Genomic DNA, 16,959 nt, shown 5'->3' on the forward strand with positions numbered 1-16,959 from the left:
CACTCCTTTACATTAAAAAGTTGGGAAGCTAGGCAATGAACCGCCTAGTAAACTTGTAAATAAATAATAGACACCAATTGAAAATCCAGCTGCAATAATGATTGAATAAATAAGCTTTGCTCGTTCCATCGTTTGGAAGCTAATACATAAAAATAAAAACGTTGTGATCACATAGCCTATTTTTTCTAGGAAGAATACATAGGCAATCGCACTACCAAAAATGATTAAAAATTTCTTGAGCTCAGTAGAGGAGGTTTTAGAAGGTGCAGTGGGTCCTCCTATGATTCGCTCCCTTACAGCATTTTTCCATGATTCATAAAATAGTTGAAGACTTAATAAACCTAAAATAATACCTAAACCTAGTGGAAATATTTTAGGACCGACTGTAGATCCATAAGCACTATCAGAAATTTGCGTTGCTTGAAATATAAATAAAATGCTAACAGCTAATAGGATAATGCTAAATGTTTTATCAAATGTGTAATTCAATCGTTTACACCTCCGTTGATAATAAATGTAGGTTGCACAAGTAGATCTTATTGGATGGAAATACTTGTGCTCTTTTGCAACACAGTCTATTCTTTACTTTTGCATACCAAGAGCTGTCAGTAGTTCTACGATGATTTTATTTTGATTGTCTAGATATGTGGTAAATTCCTCTGCATTTCGGTATTCTGCTTGCCAGCCATTACGTGTCACCTCAGCTTGCCATTCTTCTGATTCAGACATTGCTTGTAATTTTTCGGACCAGTAGGTAACCGCATCTTCACTCATATTTTTTGGACCAAAAATACCACGCCATATAGTAAATTCTTCATCAATACCAGCCTCTTTAAATGTAGGAACTTCTGCTAGCTCACCTTCTAATCGCTCAGAGGAACTTACGGCTAATACGCGTACATCTCCTGATTTAACATAAGTAGCGATTGTGGAAGCATCTGTTGCTATGACATCAGCGTTGCCGCCTAGTAATGCGGTTACAGCTTCACCACCACCATCGTAAGAAACGTATTTAATTGTTTTTAAGTCTATACCGGCTTTATAGGCGGGGATAATCCCCACTAGATGATCCATAGAGCCTGGTGCAGAGCCACCTGCTAACGTAACATCTTTTGGCGAATCTTTTAGGGCATTTAATACATCTTCAAGCGTTTGGAATGGCGAATCCTCTTTAACAACAATTGCACCATAGTCACGCGTTAATTGTGCTAAAGGCGTAGTGTCCTTGTAGCCAAATTTACTATTTCCTTCAGCTTTTTCATGATTAATAAGAATTGGCGGTGATTTAACCATTAACATATAATCATTGCTTGCTTCCTTTGTAGCAAATGTTGCCATAAAGGCAGCGCCACCACCACCAGGCTTGTTTTCGACTTGAATCGATTTATTAATTAAACCTGTATCATTCATTGTTTTTGCTACTGCACGAGCTGTTAAATCCCAACCACCGCCCGCACCTGATGGAGCAACAATGGTAATATTACTTTTCGGATAATTACTTGCTTGCTTTCCATCAGCTGTTTCTCCATTTGATGAAGAACAACCAACTAAACTAGTAAATAGTAAGCCAGCTATCATAACTTTTGAAATCTTTCTCCACATAAAAATCCTCCTTAAAAATAAAATGATAGCGCTATCAATCGAGCGCTATCATAACTATAACTTATATCAGAATTGTTAAAATATTGTGGTGATATTGTGGATTAACGTCATTTTGTGCATAAAGTTTATGAGAAAATAAAGTATCGTCGTTCAGGACGACCAACTGTGCCATAAGTTAGCTCAATATAGGCCTGCTTTTGTGTGACTAAAAATTCTAAATAACGGCGAGCAGTGGAACGACTTACACCAATATTTTTCCCTAACAGTTCAGCTGTACTACCACCTTTCATTGTACTTAAATAGTTGATGACATGATTCATCGTTGTTAAATCAATGCCTTTTGGTAATAGTAGCTGTGTATCTTCAGAGATGGATGAAGTCGCTTTTGGCCAAAGGTATTGAAGCTTTTCTTGTGTAAATTTCTCATTATTTTGGAGTAGTAGATGTTTGTAACGGAATTTTTCTATACTTTCTTTTAATTGATCAAATGTAAATGGCTTTAAAATATAGTCTGTAACATTTTTACGATACGCTTTTTGTACAATGTGAGCCTCTGTGGCAGCAGTAATCAAAATAATGCTACTAGTTGGACTAATTGTATTGATTTTATCGATTAAATCCACACCTAATATATCTGGTAAAAATACATCGAGTAATATTAGCTGTGGTGAAAATGATTGTAGCCAATCTAAAGCTTCTTCTCCAGTGTTTGCACACGCAATTACTGTAAATCCTTCAATTTTATCTAAAAAACGACGATGTACATCTGCTACACGTACATCGTCTTCAATTACTAGTACTTCGATATTAGTCATTGTTAATAATCCCCCTTTTACTAATAGATACGATAAATAGGGCACCTCCTAAATCGCCTTCCCCAAGAGCGAGTGTGCCATTTAAATCTTGGATGCTGGAAATTACTTTCCTTAACCCATAGCCTCGATGCTTCCTATCTTTTGTTGAAATATTTTCTGAAAACAATACATCTAGTTTTTCTTGTGCTATGCCATTGCCAGAATCCTCGACCTCAAAAATGATTTCTTCTCCATTATCAAATATAAAAAGCCTTACTATAGGCCGTTGCTCTTTATTTTTTTCGACCTCTTCAAAAGCATTGGTTAGTAAATTACCCATAATCGAAATAATAAGGCCTTTTTCTATATTTTCAGGAAAGATATCTAAATAACTATCCTCATCAAATATCAGCTGAATCTTTAATTCACGCGCACGATTAAAAAATCCGATAATTAAACCATTTAAGAATGGGTCTTTAACACGATTTGTAATAAATTGTGTTAAAGAGGAATGTCCTTGTACCTCTTTATGAATAATTGTTAAAGCCTCATCGGATGCATTTAATTGAATAAGGCCAGAAACGGTATAAAGGATATTATTAAACTCATGTGTTTGTGCACGTAAAGCTTCTGTATATTGTTTTACTTGTGATAATTCAATCGCCATTTGCTCAATTTCTGATTGTAGCCGGAAACTTGCTACAGCACCGACAATTTTACCTTTCACCTTCATAGGAACGCGGTTGACAATAATTTCATCACCGTTGACAATCATCAATTTATCAAGCTGTTTTTCACCATTCATCAATACATTCAGTAAATGTGTATTTGGAATATGTTGCTTAATATTATCGCCAATAATAGAAGCAGCATCGGGTAAATTTAAGATATTGGCGGCGGCGTTATTTAACGTTGTAATTTCACCTTTATCATTGACCGTAATAATAGCTTCCCGCACGGATTCTATTAAAGTATTTTTTTCTGTTAATAGATTGGCAATTTCATTTGGCTCCAAATTAAAAATTTGCTTTTTAATATTCCGGGATAAAATAATGGAGCCGATAATACCAATGGTGAGTGCAATAATGATCGTATAAAAAATATTATCCAAGTATAAAAAATATAAGTTATCTAATTCACTCGTTAAATAGCCAATGGACACAACTCCTAAAATGGCTCCATTCGTATCAACGATAGGCGCCTTTCCACGAATAGATTGTCCCATTGAACCATCGGCAATTGAAATATAAGATTCACCGTTGATCAATGCTTTGTCGTTATCATCACCAACCATCGATTTGCCAATACGATCGGCGAGAGGGTGGGTGTAGCGAATGCCATTTTTATCACCGATTACAACATACGTGGCTTTTGCAGCGTCCATAATATCATCGCTAATTGTTTGCAGACTTTTTGATGGGTTGTCAGTGTGAAAGGCTTCTATAACGTCGCCCCTACTAGCGGTTGTTTCCGCCAAGTATAGTGCTCGATTACCAATTTGTGTTTGCAGTGCATCAGAAATCGTTACGTAAAAAAGTAAACCAGCTAAAGTGACGATAAGAAAAATTAAAAAGCTACTGTAATAAGCAAAGCGAGTTTGGAGTTTTAATGTTTTAAGGATAATAGAAGATCCCACCTTATTGTGTATTATGGAAATTATAGTATTGTTTGAGAAATGAGTATCTTTTGTAATTTTCGATTATATATAAAATTTCTGAAATTTGCTAGCTAGTGATGAAAATTTAAAGGCGATAGGTGGTGGATATTCATAATAGGGAAAGAACGCTATTTGAATAGTCCGAGTGACAAATTACCCTAAATATCGATGAAAACACTATATATGTATACATGTGATTTTTGGGAATATGGAACTTAGCTCTTTCTGATGCTGATTATTATTTTTCTAAAATTACAATAGACAGAAAATTCCTACAGATGTAGAATGAACGATATAGGGGGTGAAAAGTAGCGAAATGTTGAACGGAAATTTTGCTGCGCTGTTGTTGAGAGTTGTTCGGATTATTGTTCAAATCGGCATACTGACCATTTTTTATTATATGGGAGTAGGAATTGTTACTTATTTACACATACCGCTTCCAGGAAGTGTCATTGGATTACTGTTATTAGTACTTTCACTCATTTTTAAAATCATAAAGGTTGAATATATTCAAGATGGTGCAAGTTTTTTAATTGGCGTTTTAACGCTGTTTTTCATACCAGCAACAGTGGGCGTTATTGATTACCCAGAACTCATGTCAATCACTGGCTTGCTTATCATTCTAGCCGTTATTGCTAGTACATTAATCTCTATTTATGTCACAGGATTACTGACGCAACTAATTGAGAAGAAAGAATTAAAGAAAAAGGAAGGAACGGAGTCTATTCTTGAAGAAGGAAAGGGTGAGTTAACGGTTGATTGAAGCAATTGTTGTCCTGAGCACCATCATTATGTTCATATTATTTACGAAGCTTTATCAGCGATTTCCGCATCCTATTATGATTCCTTTAGTCACGACTACAGTTGTTAGTGCAGTGATTTTACTAATATTTAATATTCCATATTCTACATATATGGTGGGTGGAGAATGGCTTCAGAAAATGCTTGGGCCAGCTGTAGTCGCACTTGCCTATCCTCTTTATAATCAACGAGCTATTATTATCAAATATAAATATTCTATTTTATCAGGGCTCTTCATCGGCATGGTGACAGGATTAGTGACTATTTTCGTGCTGTTAAAATGGATTGGTGTAAAATCTAGTTGGATGCTGACAGCCTTGCCTAAATCTTTAACGACGCCTGTTGGAATGCAGGTCAGCGAAACAATAGGGGGTATTCCGCCACTAACAGCTGTTTTTGTCATGATAGCAGGGTTTGTAGGAGCTATTATTGGTCCTTTAGTTATTAAATATGGCAAAATCGACTCGGCCGTTAGTAGAGGGGTGGCAGTGGGCAGTGCCTCGCATGGTGTAGGACTTGTGAAATTAAGGGAATATGGAGAACAGGAATTATCAGTTGGTTCATTATCAATGGGCTTAACGGCTATTATTGGGGCATTTTTCTGTCCATTATTTGTGTATTTATTTTTATAAAAATTTTCACTTTAGGAGTTGTCTCAACTGTTTAGAGACAACTCATTTATTTTTTCTCAATAATGAATTGAATGGTATGGGCTAGTCCAGTGTGTAACGCTCCTTCATGGCGTATTTGCTCACCTGTAAAGAAATGGATAATTTTGTGTGGCTCACACCATTGCAGGATATCTTTTGGGTCATATAAAAAATCAAGCTGCTGTGGACCACCAGACGCATAGGCGAGCTGATAAATAGAATATAATTCCATCATAATCCGTCCGCCTTGCTTCACTGAATCGATAATCTTTTGGATGACTGCCTGCTGTTGTTGCAATGGAAAATGACCAAAAACCATAATAGCCGCATCATATTTCTCCACAGGAAGCTCATCCAGTAGTAAATCGGTTAGCCTAGTTTGAACTGACACATGCTGTTTCTGAGCTAATTCTTCTGTTTTCGCAAGACCACTTTGTGCATAATCATAGGCAGTGACAGTATGGCCCTTAGAGGCTAAAAAAACAGCATTGCGCCCTTCACCTTCAGCATAGGCTGCGATATTAGGGGATTCTTTCAAAAAAGATACATAATCTTTAATAAAGGCATTTGGTTGTTCGCCATAAACGTATTCAGATTCTAGAAAACGTTGATTCCATGTATTCATGAATCATTCCTCCTTTTCTCTATTGTAGATAATGTGCATTTGTTATTCTAACTTTTAGCTTATAAAATCAACTAATAAATGCTCGTTGCATATTTAATTGCGATCTATTTTGTAATAAATAATACGGATGATTTTGAAAATCGTTTAAAGAAATTAAGGGAACAGCATCACTATACTCAGGATGAAGTGGTAGAGTATTTATAATATTTCAAGGCAGGCTGTGTCTAAATGGCAGTTAGGAAAAGGTTATCCTGATATAGATAATTTTATTAAATGTGAAAGAGAAATTTTCTAAAGTAGCTACGGCTTTCGTTAAAACAGTTGGAGATTTTTTATGGCATTATTGGTAGTAGCTTTTCCGATTATATTGATACTAACCTCTGCTTTTTATAAATAATGAAAAAGCTAGCTCTTCAAGAAGAGCTAGCTTTTAAGATTAAATAATAGGTTTTCTTTCTTTAATAACACGAATCGTTTTTAATGTTGAATCCTCTGGTCCCTGAACGGGTAAACCCGCCTCAATATTCATTTGAATATAATGAATATTTTCTTGAGTAATTATTTCCCCGGGAATAAAAATTGGAATTCCAGGAGGATATACCATAATAAATTCTGCACAAATACAGTTATCTGCTTCAGCAAGTGGAACTACCTCAGTATCAGCATAAAATGCATCACGAGGTGACATAGCTAGCGCTGGAATATCTGGGACATTCACGACAGCTTCTGTGATAGCCGCTTCTGAATCAAATGCTTTTGACATACGAGATAATGCATTGACTAAAAGATTAATTTCTTTTTTCGTATCTCCTAATGTCACTAAACATAAAATATTGTAAAGGTCAGACAATTCTACTTCGATATTGGCGTTATAACGTAACCATTCCTCAGCTCTATGCCCAGAAATACCCAAATCCTTGACGCTAATAAGAAGTTTCAAAGGGTCCATATCATAAGTAGCGGATGAATGTAGTTTTTCCTTGCCTGCACATTTTAAATGTGGGATTTGGTTGATTCGTTTACGAGCATCCTTTGCTAAACGTAATGCATCGTCAATCAAATCATATCCGTGAATCGCTAATTGACGTCGAGCTGTGTCAAGGGAAGCGAGCAATGGATAAGATGTTGATGTCGTTGTTAGCATAGAAAAAACAGCTTGTACGCGTTTTGCTGAAACAAGTCCTTCTCGAACATTTAAAATGGACGTTTGTGTCATAGAACCACCAAGCTTATGAACACTTGTAGCAGCCATGTCGGCACCTGCCTCCATTGCTGAATAGGGAAGGTCATCATGGAATTTAATGTGTACACCATGTGCTTCATCTACTACTACTGGAATATCACGGCTATGAGTGATTTCGACAATGCGTTTTAAATCTGCTGTGAAGCCATAATAAGTTGGATTAATAACTAGCACAGCTTTTGTATCAGGATAAGCATTTAATGCTTTTTCGACAGCCTCAGGGGATATGCCATGAGAAATCCCGTATTCACTATCGACTTCAGGATGAATAAAAATTGGAATTGCACCAGCGAAAACTATCGCCGACATAATAGATTTATGGACATTCCGCGGCACTAGAATCTTATCACCTGGACCAACGACGGTCAGAATCATCGTCATGATGGCGCCACTAGTACCTTGAACGGAAAAGAATGTATGATCAGCACCAAAAGCTTCTGCTGCAAGATTTTGCGCTTCTTTAATAGCACCCTTTGGTGAATGTAAATCGTCTAGTGGAGCAATATTAATTAAATCAATTGATAAAACGTTGTCGCCGACGAATTCTCGGAAAGCAGGGTCCATCCCTTGCCCTTTCTTATGGCCTGGAATATGGAACTGAATAGGATGTCTGTTCCGATGTTTAAGTAATACGTCGAACAATGGAGTCTCTAGTTGTGACAACGCAGGTACCACCTCACTTTAAATTATCTAAGAAAACAAATGAATTATAGCACCTAACGACACGAAAAAATAGACTTTTCATAAAAAATAAAAGGATTTTTTAAGGATATCGAGAAATTAATACCGAATGAAGGGGGAGGTATTATGATTTGGAATACACGGGTGACAGAGCTTTTACAAGTGAAATACCCAATTATTCAAGGCGGTTTAGCGTATTTAGCCTATGCTGATTTAGCGGCGGCTGTGTCGAATGCTGGAGGGTTAGGTCAAATCACAGCTATGAGTTTACGAAACCCTGACTTATTGCGAGCGGAGATTCATAAAGTACGAACATTAACAGATAAGCCTTTTGGCGTAAACTTTGCTATTGGTATGCATGGTACAGGCTATGAGGAAATGGTTGGCGTTGCAGTGGAAGAAGAAGTACCTGTTGTAACGATGACTGGTGGTAATCCTGCACCCATTTTTGATTTATTAGCAGAAACAGATATTAAAAAATTGGTACTTGTAGCTGCACGTAGACAAGCGCAAAAAGCTGAACAGCTTGGAGCAGATGCTGTAATGGTTGTTGGACAAGAGGGTGGCGGACATCTTGGTAGGGATGATGTAGGTACGATGGTGCTCGTCCCACAGGTTGTTGATAGTGTGAAAATCCCAGTGATTGCTTCAGGTGGAATTGGCGATGGCCGAGGCTGGATGGCTGCCCATGCACTGGGAGCTGAAGGAATTGAAATGGGTACTCGTTTTATTGCAACAAAGGAATGTGTTGATGCTTCCGCAGCTTATAAAGAGGCACTATTAGCAAGCACAGAGGCTGATACGACGATCATAAAACGTACTATCGGTGCACCAGCTCGTGCTTTACGTAATGAGTTTACGGCAAAAATTTTAGAAATTGAAGAAAAAGAGCCAACCTACGAAGCGTTAAAGGAATATATAAGTGGTACAGTGAATAAGCGCTTTATTTATGATGGTGAACAAGAACAAGGCTTTGGTTGGGCTGGACAAGTGACAGGGATGATTCATGATATTCCTACTGTTGAGGAATTAATCAATCGAATGGTTGCAGAAGCGGAAAGTATCCGGTTAAAATGGGGGCAATAATGTAAAGGTGGTTTTGTCGAATGGAATATTCTTATCCGTTTTCAACAGATTGGTCTACAGAGGAGATTGTGGACGTTGTTCAATTTTTTGAAGGGATTGAACAAGCTCATGAAAAGGGCATCAAGCGTGAGGTCATGATGGCTAAATATCGTCGCTTTAAGGAAATTGTTCCTTCACAAGCGGAGGAAAAAACAATATTTCGTGAATTTGAAGAGGCGAGTGGCTATATAAGCTATCCGGTTGTTAAGCAAACAAAAGAAGCCGCAGATGGTACAATGATAAAAATAGTCCCTAAAAAAAATCGATAAAAAAGTGGATGTGAGAACAACTCACATCCGCTTTTTATATTTTTGTGTTAAAAAACGACATTTTGCATACACTACTTCAACAAATAACATGAGATTAAAGCTTATTTTAAATCCTTACCAACAATGACGTTGTAAAAAGGTAGTAAGCTGTTGAATGTTTGCTCCGTTAACTGGTGGAATTCACTGGCTGATAATTTTATTGCTTGCTCTTTTGGAATATGACGACCAATTAAAAACTCACCTTTTTTTACATCTCGCAGACGTAAAAGTAGTGCCTCAAGCTTGTCTTCTTTCGCTTCTTCAAGTGAAATGGCCTCTGGGGACATATGGTCACCTGACACAGTAAAGTCACCAGGTAGCTGCTCAAATAAGGATTGATGAGCGAGTAAACGTTCAGCCATCACATTTTTTTGAGGAGCTTCATAAATAATAGCTAAGACGATGAATAAATGTGAGTGCCATAGACCAATCTGAAAGTGAGGCAATGATTTATAACCTCTTTTATATGGGGCGAAGGCAACCCAACTATCTTTTGGAGGGTTGACAGTTCTTCTAGCGTGTTTGGCAACATGAGGGAAGAATTCTTCACCTAGCTGGCTTGAGAAATAGGCAGCAAAATCATCACCAAGCTGATGGAATTTTGGGCGTACATGATCGTTTAATGCATCCATTCTTTGTTCTAAACCATCTATTTTAAAAACATTAAAATCTTTGTTTGTCCACTTTGTTTTCGGCAATTTTATTTTGCTCCTTTCGTTTTATAAGGTTTATTTTACGCTGATTTTGGGAAAAAATCTTATAACAAGAACTTTATCGAATTTGAAAAGTTTTTGTAAAAAAATTTAAAAAAGGAAGTGTTTTTATGAAACCAATCGTAAAAATTATACGTAAAGTTGACATTGAAAAGCAATATGAACACATTTTACAATTAGAATTAGATTATGAATTAGCTTCGCTTTTTGCAGCGATGAATGAAAAAAATGATATTGAAATTGAAAAAAGTAAAAAACGTCTTGGAGAAATCCAGATGGAACTTGAAAGCTTCCACGCCTATGCGTAATCAAAATCTTATACCCATTTAAAAAATCACTTGCTGAATATTCCGACAGCAGGTGATTTTTATTGTAACAAAGGGTAAAATAGATACTATATCATAGCGTAAAGAATTTCAGTATTTTTTGAAGTTCATGTTGTATATCGCATTAAAGACAATGGACAAGGTAAAATTTATGAATAAAGTGTGAGGAAAGTAAAGGCTTTTTCTTATATTCGAAGGGTGGGTTTTAATTGGATTTACAACAAATGGATGAATTTGCGAAAAGTATAATCTTTGAAGCTGGAAGACGTATTCGAGAAGCTTTTTCGTATAATTTAGTGATCGAGACAAAATCAGGTGCCAATGACCTGGTAACAAATATTGACCGAGAGACCGAGTTATTTTTTATCGACCAAATTAAAGCTTTTAATCCTGCCCACAAAATTTTAGGCGAAGAAGGAATGGGGGAAAAGGTAGAGTCATTAGATGGTGTAGTTTGGATTATTGACCCTATAGACGGCACGATGAATTTTGTTAAACAGCATCGTCACTTTATGATTTCTATTGGTATTTTTATTAATGGGGTAGGTAAGTTAGGGTACATATTTGATGTCATGCGCGAGGATTTATTTTATGCGATTGAAGGCCAAGGCGCGTGGTATAACGATTCGCCACTGCGGAAACTTCAATCTGTTACGATGGAGGAATCAGTCATTGGTATCAATGCACATTGGGTAGCTCCTAATCGACATATTCATCACGAAAAGGTCATTGAGATGGTCCGCAAAGTTCGGGGCACACGTTCATATGGCTCAGCTTGCATGGAAATCGCATTTGTTGTTAGTGGGAAGTTGGATGCTTATGTTTCCATGCGTCTATCACCGTGGGATATAGCAGGTGGTACCATTATTGCTCAAGAGGTTGGGGCCATTGCCACAAACTTGCACGGAGAAGGCTTTGACTTCTTACATCAAGATACTTTTATTATCGCCAATCCTTCCATTCACAAAGAATTATTGGAAAAATATATTGTACCTTATGAATAAAAAGGAGCCGTCTATTTACTAGACAGCTCCTTTTTTTAACTACAGTAACCCTTGCATACGCAGTTTTCGCTTCATTTTAAAGGCTGTCATGAAAATGACACAAGTAGCCACAATACCTGCTATTGCACCAAATACACTACTAGCCGCCACTGAATAGCCAATTGAGCACATTGCTAAAACAGCTGCTAATGCATAAATAGCCATTACGAATTTTGCACGATTCATAGCCTAGCCTCCTATATAAAAAATTATAATTCATATATATTTTTTAGAATGATGTAAATTCTAATAAGGACATTTCTATCCTTCTTGTGCTATAATATCACAGTTAAACATTCGAAAAAAGAATATGGAGTGGAATAATGACAAACTTACGTCAAGATCTTCGCAATATCGCAATAATCGCCCACGTTGACCATGGTAAAACTACCCTAGTCGACCAATTACTAAAACAATCAGGTACATTCCGTTCAAACGAACGTGTTGAAGAACGTGCAATGGACTCTAATGATATTGAACGCGAACGTGGTATTACGATTTTAGCTAAAAATACAGCAGTAAACTATGAAGGAACTCGTATCAACATCCTTGATACGCCTGGACACGCTGACTTCGGTGGTGAGGTAGAACGTATTTTAAAAATGGTAGACGGCGTTTTACTAGTTGTCGATGCGTATGAAGGTTGTATGCCTCAAACACGTTTCGTATTGAAAAAAGCATTAGAACAACGTCTAACACCAATCGTAGTCGTAAATAAAGTAGACAAAGATTCAGCTCGTCCACTAGAAGTAGTAGATGAAGTACTTGAATTATTTATCGAGTTGGGTGCAGATGACGATCAATTAGACTTCCCTGTTGTTTATGCTTCAGGTGTAAATGGTACAGCTTCTTTAGACGCTGATCCATCTAAACAAGAAGAAAATATGAAATGTCTATTTGAAAAAGTTATTGAATCTATCCCAGCACCAGTTGATAACTCAGAAGACCCATTACAATTCCAAGTAGCTTTACTTGACTATAATGACTTCGTTGGACGTATCGGAATTGGTCGCGTATTCCGTGGAACAATTTCTGTAGGACAACAAGTTGCACTGATGAAGTTAGACGGTACAGTGAAAAACTTCCGTGTAACGAAAATCTTTGGTTTCTTCGGTTTAAAACGTGAGGAAGTAGAGACAGCAAAAGCTGGTGATTTAATCGCCGTTTCAGGTATGGAAGATATCAACGTAGGTGAAACAGTTTGTCCTGTTGAGCACCAAGAAGCACTTACACCATTACGTATCGATGAGCCAACTTTACAAATGACATTCTTAGTAAACAACTCTCCATTCGCTGGTCGTGAAGGGAAATGGGTTACTTCTCGTAAAGTAGAAGAGCGTTTACGTGCTCAATTACAAACGGACGTATCTTTACGTGTTGAAGATACTGATTCTCCAGATGCTTGGACAGTTTCAGGTCGTGGTGAGCTTCACCTATCAATCCTTATTGAAAATATGCGCCGTGAAGGTTTCGAATTACAAGTATCTAAACCTCAAGTAATCGTGCGTGAAATCGATGGCGTAAAATGTGAACCATTCGAACGCGTTCAAATCGATGTACCGGAAGAAAATGTTGGTTCAATTATTGAATCAATTGGTACACGTAAAGGTGAAATGCTTGATATGGTAAATAATGGAAGTGGTCAAGTTCGTTTAACGTTCTTAGTACCAGCTCGTGGTTTGATCGGTTATACGACTGAATTCATGTCGATGACAAAAGGTTTTGGTATTATTAACCATACGTTTGATTGCTACCAACCATTACTACCAGGTAAAATTGGTGGACGTCACCAAGGTGTACTAGTTTCTATGGAAACTGGTAAATCAACAACTTATGGTATGATGCAAATTGAAGATCGTGGTACACTGTTCTTAGAGCCAGGTACAGATATTTACGAAGGTATGATCGTTGGAGAAAATACTCGTGACGCTGATATCACTGTAAACATCACAAAAATGAAACAAAAAACAAACATTCGTTCAGCGAATAAAGACCAAACGAATGTTATTAAAAAACCACGTATTTTATCTTTAGAAGAAGCACTTGAATACCTAGGTGATGATGAGTATTTAGAAATCACACCAGAATCTATTCGTCTGCGTAAAAAAATTCTAGATAAAAATGAACGTGAGAAAGCAGCGAAAAAATTACGTAACGCAGAACAATAATTTTCGCTGACATGAAAGGAAGAGGAGTCTTGGATATTAAGTCCGCTTTATTGGGTGAACTAAATGTTATTCAAGTTGCTGCACAGACAAGTTCCGAGGAAACAACAAGAGTTTTTGGAAGAATGGCGGGTATAACGAGATTTTTATATGAAAATTTACCAAGCTATGAAATTGCAGGCTATGTTGTATTTCTTCTTGTATTTGCACTTTCTGCCATTGTCTATAAGCTAGGCTTTGCCAAGAAATTAAAACTATCTCAAAACATTATTATTTATGCGTTCCTCTTTGTAGGTTGTATCATGCTAACCTTCTTTGCTCTATTCTTGCCAATGATTGAAGGTTTGATTGTAGCCGCCTTAATTTTAATAGTTTATAAAACAAGATTATGGCGTGAAAAAAGAGAAGAGCAACAAGCTGCCAATCAATAAAAGGTAGTACGTATTTTATAATAAGAACTTTTATCGTTTATCAAACAGCCTTAGCGCAATAGTCGCTAAGGCTGTTTTCTTATATAACTAAAAAACTTTTTCAAAAATCCTATTTGGCATAGCTGATCCTACACAATTGTAAAATCAACATAAATTGGTTGGCACCGAATTCTTCTGATGTGAATAAGTTAATGTCGATAGGCTTATTTTCATCACATCAAGGAGGAAAGGGAATGCGTTGGCTTACAAAAGGTTTTCTATTAGGTGTCATTGCTTTGTTACTCCTTTCTTTGACGGCATGTAATAAAGCAGAGCTAGAAAAAGTCAAAGTTGGAGAAGTAACTCGTTCGATATTTTATGCGCCTCAATATGTAGCGCTTGAAAAAGGATTCTTCGAGGATGAAGGTCTTTCTGTAGAGCTACAAACGATAGCAGGTGGCGATAAAACCATGACGGCATTGCTGTCAGATGGTATTGATATTGCTTTAGTTGGTTCGGAAACTTCAATCTACGTCACATTACAAAGGGCGAATGATCCCATTCAGAATTTTGCTCAGTTAACTCAAACTGACGGTACTTTTTTAGTTGCAAGGGAAAAAACGGATAATTTTTCATGGGATCAATTGAAGGGTTCTACATTTTTAGGGCAGCGTAAAGGTGGGATGCCGCAAATGGCAGGTGAATTTGTGCTGAAGAAGCACGGCATTGACCCTGTTCATGATTTAACCCTTATTCAAAATATTGATTTTGCAAATATAGCCACTGCTTTTGCTTCAGGTACTGGTGATTATGTACAGTTATTTGAACCAACTGCTAGCGTATTTGAAAAAGAGGGGAAAGGCTATATTGTAGCATCTTTCGGTACAGAGTCTGGTAATTTGCCTTACACGTCCTATATGGCGAAAAGTAGTTATTTAAAGGATGATGAGAAGACAGTTCAAGCCTTTACAAATGCCTTACAACGGGCACAAGATTTTGTACAGAATGAAAGTGCCGCAGAAGTGGCAAAAATTATTCAACCTTATTTTGAGAATGTAGATGTTGCGGTTATCGAAACAGTAATCGAGCGTTATAAAGCACAAGGCTCCTATGCATCAGACCCTATCCTCGATGAGGGGGAGTGGGATAACTTGCAAACAATTATGGAGGAAGCAGGTGAACTTCCTCAACGCGTGGAGTATGAAAAACTTGTGAACACAACCTTTGCTAAAAAGGCTGCTGAGTAATATGGAATTTTTACAGCTAGAAAATATTCACCATAGTTATTTTTCAAGCACACAGGCAAAGGAAGTATTACGTGATATTAGTTTAGCCATTCGTGAAGGAGAATTCGTGTCGTTTATCGGGCCTAGTGGCTGTGGGAAAACGACCTTATTATCAATAATCGCTGGTTTGTTTCCATCAACTGAAGGCAAGGTCTATATTGATGGTGATGAACTAGCAGCACATAATCAATCAAGCATTGGCTATATGCTTCAGCAGGACTATTTATTTCCATGGAAAACCATTGAAGAAAACGTCACGATTGGTTTGAAAATTATGGAGCGGAGCAATAATTCACATAAAGTAACGGCCAATGCTCTTTTGCAAGAAGTAGGATTACCACATGTGGGGAACATCTATCCACGAGAATTATCAGGAGGTATGAGACAACGTGTGGCACTTGCTCGTACTTTAGCGGTAAATCCTAAAATTTTATTGTTAGATGAACCATTTTCGGCTCTTGATTATCAATCGAAATTAAAGCTTGAGGATCTAGTGGTAGAAACATTAAAGACCTATAAAAAGACAGCAGTTCTTGTGACGCATGATATTGGAGAGGCAATAGCTATGAGTGAGCGTGTCTTTTTATTTTCTGCCAATCCAGGGACATTGCATAAAGTGTTTGAAATACCTGAGGCACTTCGTGAATTATCACCGTTTGATGTAAGACAGCATCCTACCTATGCAGATGTATTCCAAATGATTTGGAAGGAGCTGGAGAGCCTTGGATAACACATTATTTAAACAATATCAGCAAATGTTAAAAAAAGAAAAACGCTTTGTACGGCTGTATCAGCTTATTATTCTGCTTCTGTTCTTTGGAGGATGGGAGTTGCTTTCTAGATTAGAATGGATCGACCGTTTAATTTTTAGTTCACCCACACAAGTCTGGCATACATTTATCGAAAAAGTAACTGATGGAACTTTAACTTTGCATGTTGGTGTGACATTAATGGAGACGGTGATTGGCTTTATTGCGGGGACTTTACTAGGGACGTTCATCGCTATCCTTTTGTGGTGGTCACCATTTCTGTCGAAGGTACTGGACCCATATTTAGTTATTTTAAATGCGATGCCAAAAGTTGCGTTAGGGCCTATTCTTATTGTTGCGCTAGGGCCAGGTTATTTTTCCATTATTGCAATGGGGGCTTTAATTTCTATCATTATTACAACCATTGTGGTATATACGGCTTTTAAAGGTGTCGATCCGAATTATAGTAAGGTCTTACAAACATTTGGTGCATCTAGGTGGCAAATCTTTCGTGAAGTCATCTTACCAGCATCTTTTCCGACTATCATTTCAACATTAAAGGTGAATGTAGGATTATCGTGGGTTGGGGTTATTGTAGGTGAGTTTTTAGTGGCCTCAAAAGGTCTTGGCTATTTAATCATCTATGGCTTCCAAGTGTTTAATTTTAACCTCGTGCTCATGTCCTTGCTCATCATTGCATTTTTTGCAACAATCATGTATCAGGTGGTTGAGTTGATAGAAAAGTCGGTTATTAAAAATAACGGCTAATAAAGAAAAGAGG

At 37.2% G+C, this 16,959-nt stretch carries 19 protein-coding genes; 11 read left to right on the top strand and 8 right to left on the bottom strand.

Annotated elements, in window-relative coordinates; translation table 11 throughout:
• Nucleotides 1-12: 12 nt before the first annotated feature.
• The 4 genes from MKY80_RS04095 to MKY80_RS04110 all read right to left on the bottom strand — a co-directional run bounded on the left by MKY80_RS04095 (nucleotide 13) and on the right by MKY80_RS04110 (nucleotide 4,032).
• Nucleotides 13-489 (bottom strand): tripartite tricarboxylate transporter TctB family protein, encoded by a 477-nt coding sequence (locus MKY80_RS04095; RefSeq protein ID WP_089985251.1) that lies wholly within the window; start codon nucleotides 487-489, stop codon nucleotides 13-15.
• Between the two features lie 93 nt (nucleotides 490-582).
• Nucleotides 583-1,602 (bottom strand): tripartite tricarboxylate transporter substrate binding protein, encoded by a 1,020-nt coding sequence (locus MKY80_RS04100; RefSeq protein ID WP_089985253.1) that lies wholly within the window; start codon nucleotides 1,600-1,602, stop codon nucleotides 583-585.
• A gap of 125 nt (nucleotides 1,603-1,727) precedes the next feature.
• Complete coding sequence (locus MKY80_RS04105; RefSeq protein ID WP_008174005.1) at nucleotides 1,728-2,417, bottom strand: response regulator; 690 nt, start codon at nucleotides 2,415-2,417, stop codon at nucleotides 1,728-1,730.
• Complete coding sequence (locus tag MKY80_RS04110; protein ID WP_170844069.1) at nucleotides 2,410-4,032, bottom strand: sensor histidine kinase; 1,623 nt, start codon at nucleotides 4,030-4,032, stop codon at nucleotides 2,410-2,412. Before MKY80_RS04110 ends, MKY80_RS04105 begins: the two co-directional genes overlap by 8 nt.
• A gap of 337 nt (nucleotides 4,033-4,369) precedes the next feature.
• Here MKY80_RS04110 and MKY80_RS04115 point away from each other — a divergent pair, with 337 nt between their 5' ends.
• Together MKY80_RS04115 and MKY80_RS04120 are read left to right on the top strand one after the other, a co-directional pair.
• A complete protein-coding gene (locus MKY80_RS04115; protein WP_089985255.1) occupies nucleotides 4,370-4,816 on the top strand; it encodes a CidA/LrgA family holin-like protein in 447 nt (148 codons plus the stop codon).
• Entirely contained in the window at nucleotides 4,809-5,486 is a 678-nt protein-coding gene (locus tag MKY80_RS04120; protein ID WP_008173999.1) for an LrgB family protein, read from the top strand. The genes MKY80_RS04115 and MKY80_RS04120 overlap by 8 nt, the downstream gene beginning before the upstream one ends.
• A gap of 46 nt (nucleotides 5,487-5,532) precedes the next feature.
• Here the strand turns inward: MKY80_RS04120 and MKY80_RS04125 are convergent, their stop codons facing one another.
• Nucleotides 5,533-6,129, bottom strand: a complete 597-nt coding sequence (locus tag MKY80_RS04125; RefSeq protein WP_089985257.1) for a class I SAM-dependent methyltransferase — start codon at nucleotides 6,127-6,129, stop codon at nucleotides 5,533-5,535.
• A 436-nt stretch (nucleotides 6,130-6,565) separates the two neighbouring features.
• The gene (locus tag MKY80_RS04130; protein ID WP_036123694.1) at nucleotides 6,566-8,035 is read right to left on the bottom strand and encodes an aminotransferase class I/II-fold pyridoxal phosphate-dependent enzyme; all 1,470 of its coding nucleotides are present in this window, start codon (nucleotides 8,033-8,035) and stop codon (nucleotides 6,566-6,568) included.
• Between the two features lie 144 nt (nucleotides 8,036-8,179).
• Here MKY80_RS04130 and MKY80_RS04135 point away from each other — a divergent pair, with 144 nt between their 5' ends.
• Both MKY80_RS04135 and MKY80_RS04140 read left to right on the top strand, forming a co-directional pair.
• On the top strand, nucleotides 8,180-9,139 hold the full coding sequence (locus MKY80_RS04135; protein WP_342532149.1) for a nitronate monooxygenase family protein: 960 nt from the start codon (nucleotides 8,180-8,182) through the stop codon (nucleotides 9,137-9,139).
• Nucleotides 9,140-9,159: 20 nt separating this feature from the next.
• Complete coding sequence (locus MKY80_RS04140) at nucleotides 9,160-9,447, top strand: UPF0223 family protein (RefSeq protein WP_008173990.1); 288 nt, start codon at nucleotides 9,160-9,162, stop codon at nucleotides 9,445-9,447.
• 101 nt (nucleotides 9,448-9,548) lie between these two features.
• Here the strand turns inward: MKY80_RS04140 and MKY80_RS04145 are convergent, their stop codons facing one another.
• Nucleotides 9,549-10,184, bottom strand: a complete 636-nt coding sequence (locus MKY80_RS04145; protein WP_342532151.1) for a DUF1054 domain-containing protein — start codon at nucleotides 10,182-10,184, stop codon at nucleotides 9,549-9,551.
• A gap of 125 nt (nucleotides 10,185-10,309) precedes the next feature.
• Here MKY80_RS04145 and MKY80_RS04150 point away from each other — a divergent pair, with 125 nt between their 5' ends.
• A complete protein-coding gene (locus MKY80_RS04150; protein ID WP_008173987.1) occupies nucleotides 10,310-10,507 on the top strand; it encodes a hypothetical protein in 198 nt (65 codons plus the stop codon).
• 227 nt (nucleotides 10,508-10,734) lie between these two features.
• On the top strand, nucleotides 10,735-11,529 hold the full coding sequence (locus tag MKY80_RS04155; RefSeq protein WP_008173986.1) for an inositol monophosphatase family protein: 795 nt from the start codon (nucleotides 10,735-10,737) through the stop codon (nucleotides 11,527-11,529).
• Between the two features lie 39 nt (nucleotides 11,530-11,568).
• Here the strand turns inward: MKY80_RS04155 and MKY80_RS04160 are convergent, their stop codons facing one another.
• Nucleotides 11,569-11,754 (bottom strand): DUF5325 family protein, encoded by a 186-nt coding sequence (locus MKY80_RS04160; RefSeq protein ID WP_008173985.1) that lies wholly within the window; start codon nucleotides 11,752-11,754, stop codon nucleotides 11,569-11,571.
• Nucleotides 11,755-11,891: 137 nt separating this feature from the next.
• Between MKY80_RS04160 and typA the strand changes: the two genes are divergently transcribed.
• The 5 genes from typA to MKY80_RS04185 all read left to right on the top strand — a co-directional run bounded on the left by typA (nucleotide 11,892) and on the right by MKY80_RS04185 (nucleotide 16,946).
• On the top strand, nucleotides 11,892-13,736 hold the full coding sequence (gene typA / locus MKY80_RS04165) for a translational GTPase TypA (protein ID WP_008173982.1): 1,845 nt from the start codon (nucleotides 11,892-11,894) through the stop codon (nucleotides 13,734-13,736).
• 29 nt (nucleotides 13,737-13,765) lie between these two features.
• On the top strand, nucleotides 13,766-14,164 hold the full coding sequence (locus MKY80_RS04170) for a YlaH-like family protein (RefSeq protein ID WP_025113802.1): 399 nt from the start codon (nucleotides 13,766-13,768) through the stop codon (nucleotides 14,162-14,164).
• A gap of 233 nt (nucleotides 14,165-14,397) precedes the next feature.
• The gene (locus MKY80_RS04175) at nucleotides 14,398-15,390 is read left to right on the top strand and encodes an ABC transporter substrate-binding protein (protein WP_043989678.1); all 993 of its coding nucleotides are present in this window, start codon (nucleotides 14,398-14,400) and stop codon (nucleotides 15,388-15,390) included.
• Nucleotide 15,391: 1 nt separating this feature from the next.
• Entirely contained in the window at nucleotides 15,392-16,159 is a 768-nt protein-coding gene (locus tag MKY80_RS04180) for an ABC transporter ATP-binding protein (protein WP_342532156.1), read from the top strand.
• The gene (locus tag MKY80_RS04185; protein WP_036123716.1) at nucleotides 16,152-16,946 is read left to right on the top strand and encodes an ABC transporter permease; all 795 of its coding nucleotides are present in this window, start codon (nucleotides 16,152-16,154) and stop codon (nucleotides 16,944-16,946) included. Before MKY80_RS04180 ends, MKY80_RS04185 begins: the two co-directional genes overlap by 8 nt.
• Nucleotides 16,947-16,959 lie beyond the last annotated feature (13 nt).

The sequence above is a fragment of the Lysinibacillus sp. FSL R5-0849 genome (genome assembly GCF_038595075.1).
In the GTDB taxonomy this organism is placed as follows: domain Bacteria; phylum Bacillota; class Bacilli; order Bacillales_A; family Planococcaceae; genus Lysinibacillus; species Lysinibacillus fusiformis.

What these genes read in the sequence shown, in the direction of transcription:
- MKY80_RS04100 (WP_089985253.1), bottom strand. Translation starts at nt 1,602, where the DNA reads ATGTGGAGAAAGATTTCAAAAGTTATGATAGCTGGCTTACTATTTACT.
- MKY80_RS04105 (WP_008174005.1), bottom strand. Translation starts at nt 2,417, where the DNA reads ATGACTAATATCGAAGTACTAGTAATTGAAGACGATGTACGTGTAGCA.
- MKY80_RS04115 (WP_089985255.1), top strand. Translation starts at nt 4,370, where the DNA reads ATGTTGAACGGAAATTTTGCTGCGCTGTTGTTGAGAGTTGTTCGGATT.
- MKY80_RS04125 (WP_089985257.1), bottom strand. Translation starts at nt 6,129, where the DNA reads ATGAATACATGGAATCAACGTTTTCTAGAATCTGAATACGTTTATGGC.
- MKY80_RS04135 (WP_342532149.1), top strand. Translation starts at nt 8,180, where the DNA reads ATGATTTGGAATACACGGGTGACAGAGCTTTTACAAGTGAAATACCCA.
- MKY80_RS04140 (WP_008173990.1), top strand. Translation starts at nt 9,160, where the DNA reads ATGGAATATTCTTATCCGTTTTCAACAGATTGGTCTACAGAGGAGATT.
- MKY80_RS04150 (WP_008173987.1), top strand. Translation starts at nt 10,310, where the DNA reads ATGAAACCAATCGTAAAAATTATACGTAAAGTTGACATTGAAAAGCAA.
- MKY80_RS04160 (WP_008173985.1), bottom strand. Translation starts at nt 11,754, where the DNA reads ATGAATCGTGCAAAATTCGTAATGGCTATTTATGCATTAGCAGCTGTT.
- typA (WP_008173982.1), top strand. Translation starts at nt 11,892, where the DNA reads ATGACAAACTTACGTCAAGATCTTCGCAATATCGCAATAATCGCCCAC.
- MKY80_RS04175 (WP_043989678.1), top strand. Translation starts at nt 14,398, where the DNA reads ATGCGTTGGCTTACAAAAGGTTTTCTATTAGGTGTCATTGCTTTGTTA.
- MKY80_RS04180 (WP_342532156.1), top strand. Translation starts at nt 15,392, where the DNA reads ATGGAATTTTTACAGCTAGAAAATATTCACCATAGTTATTTTTCAAGC.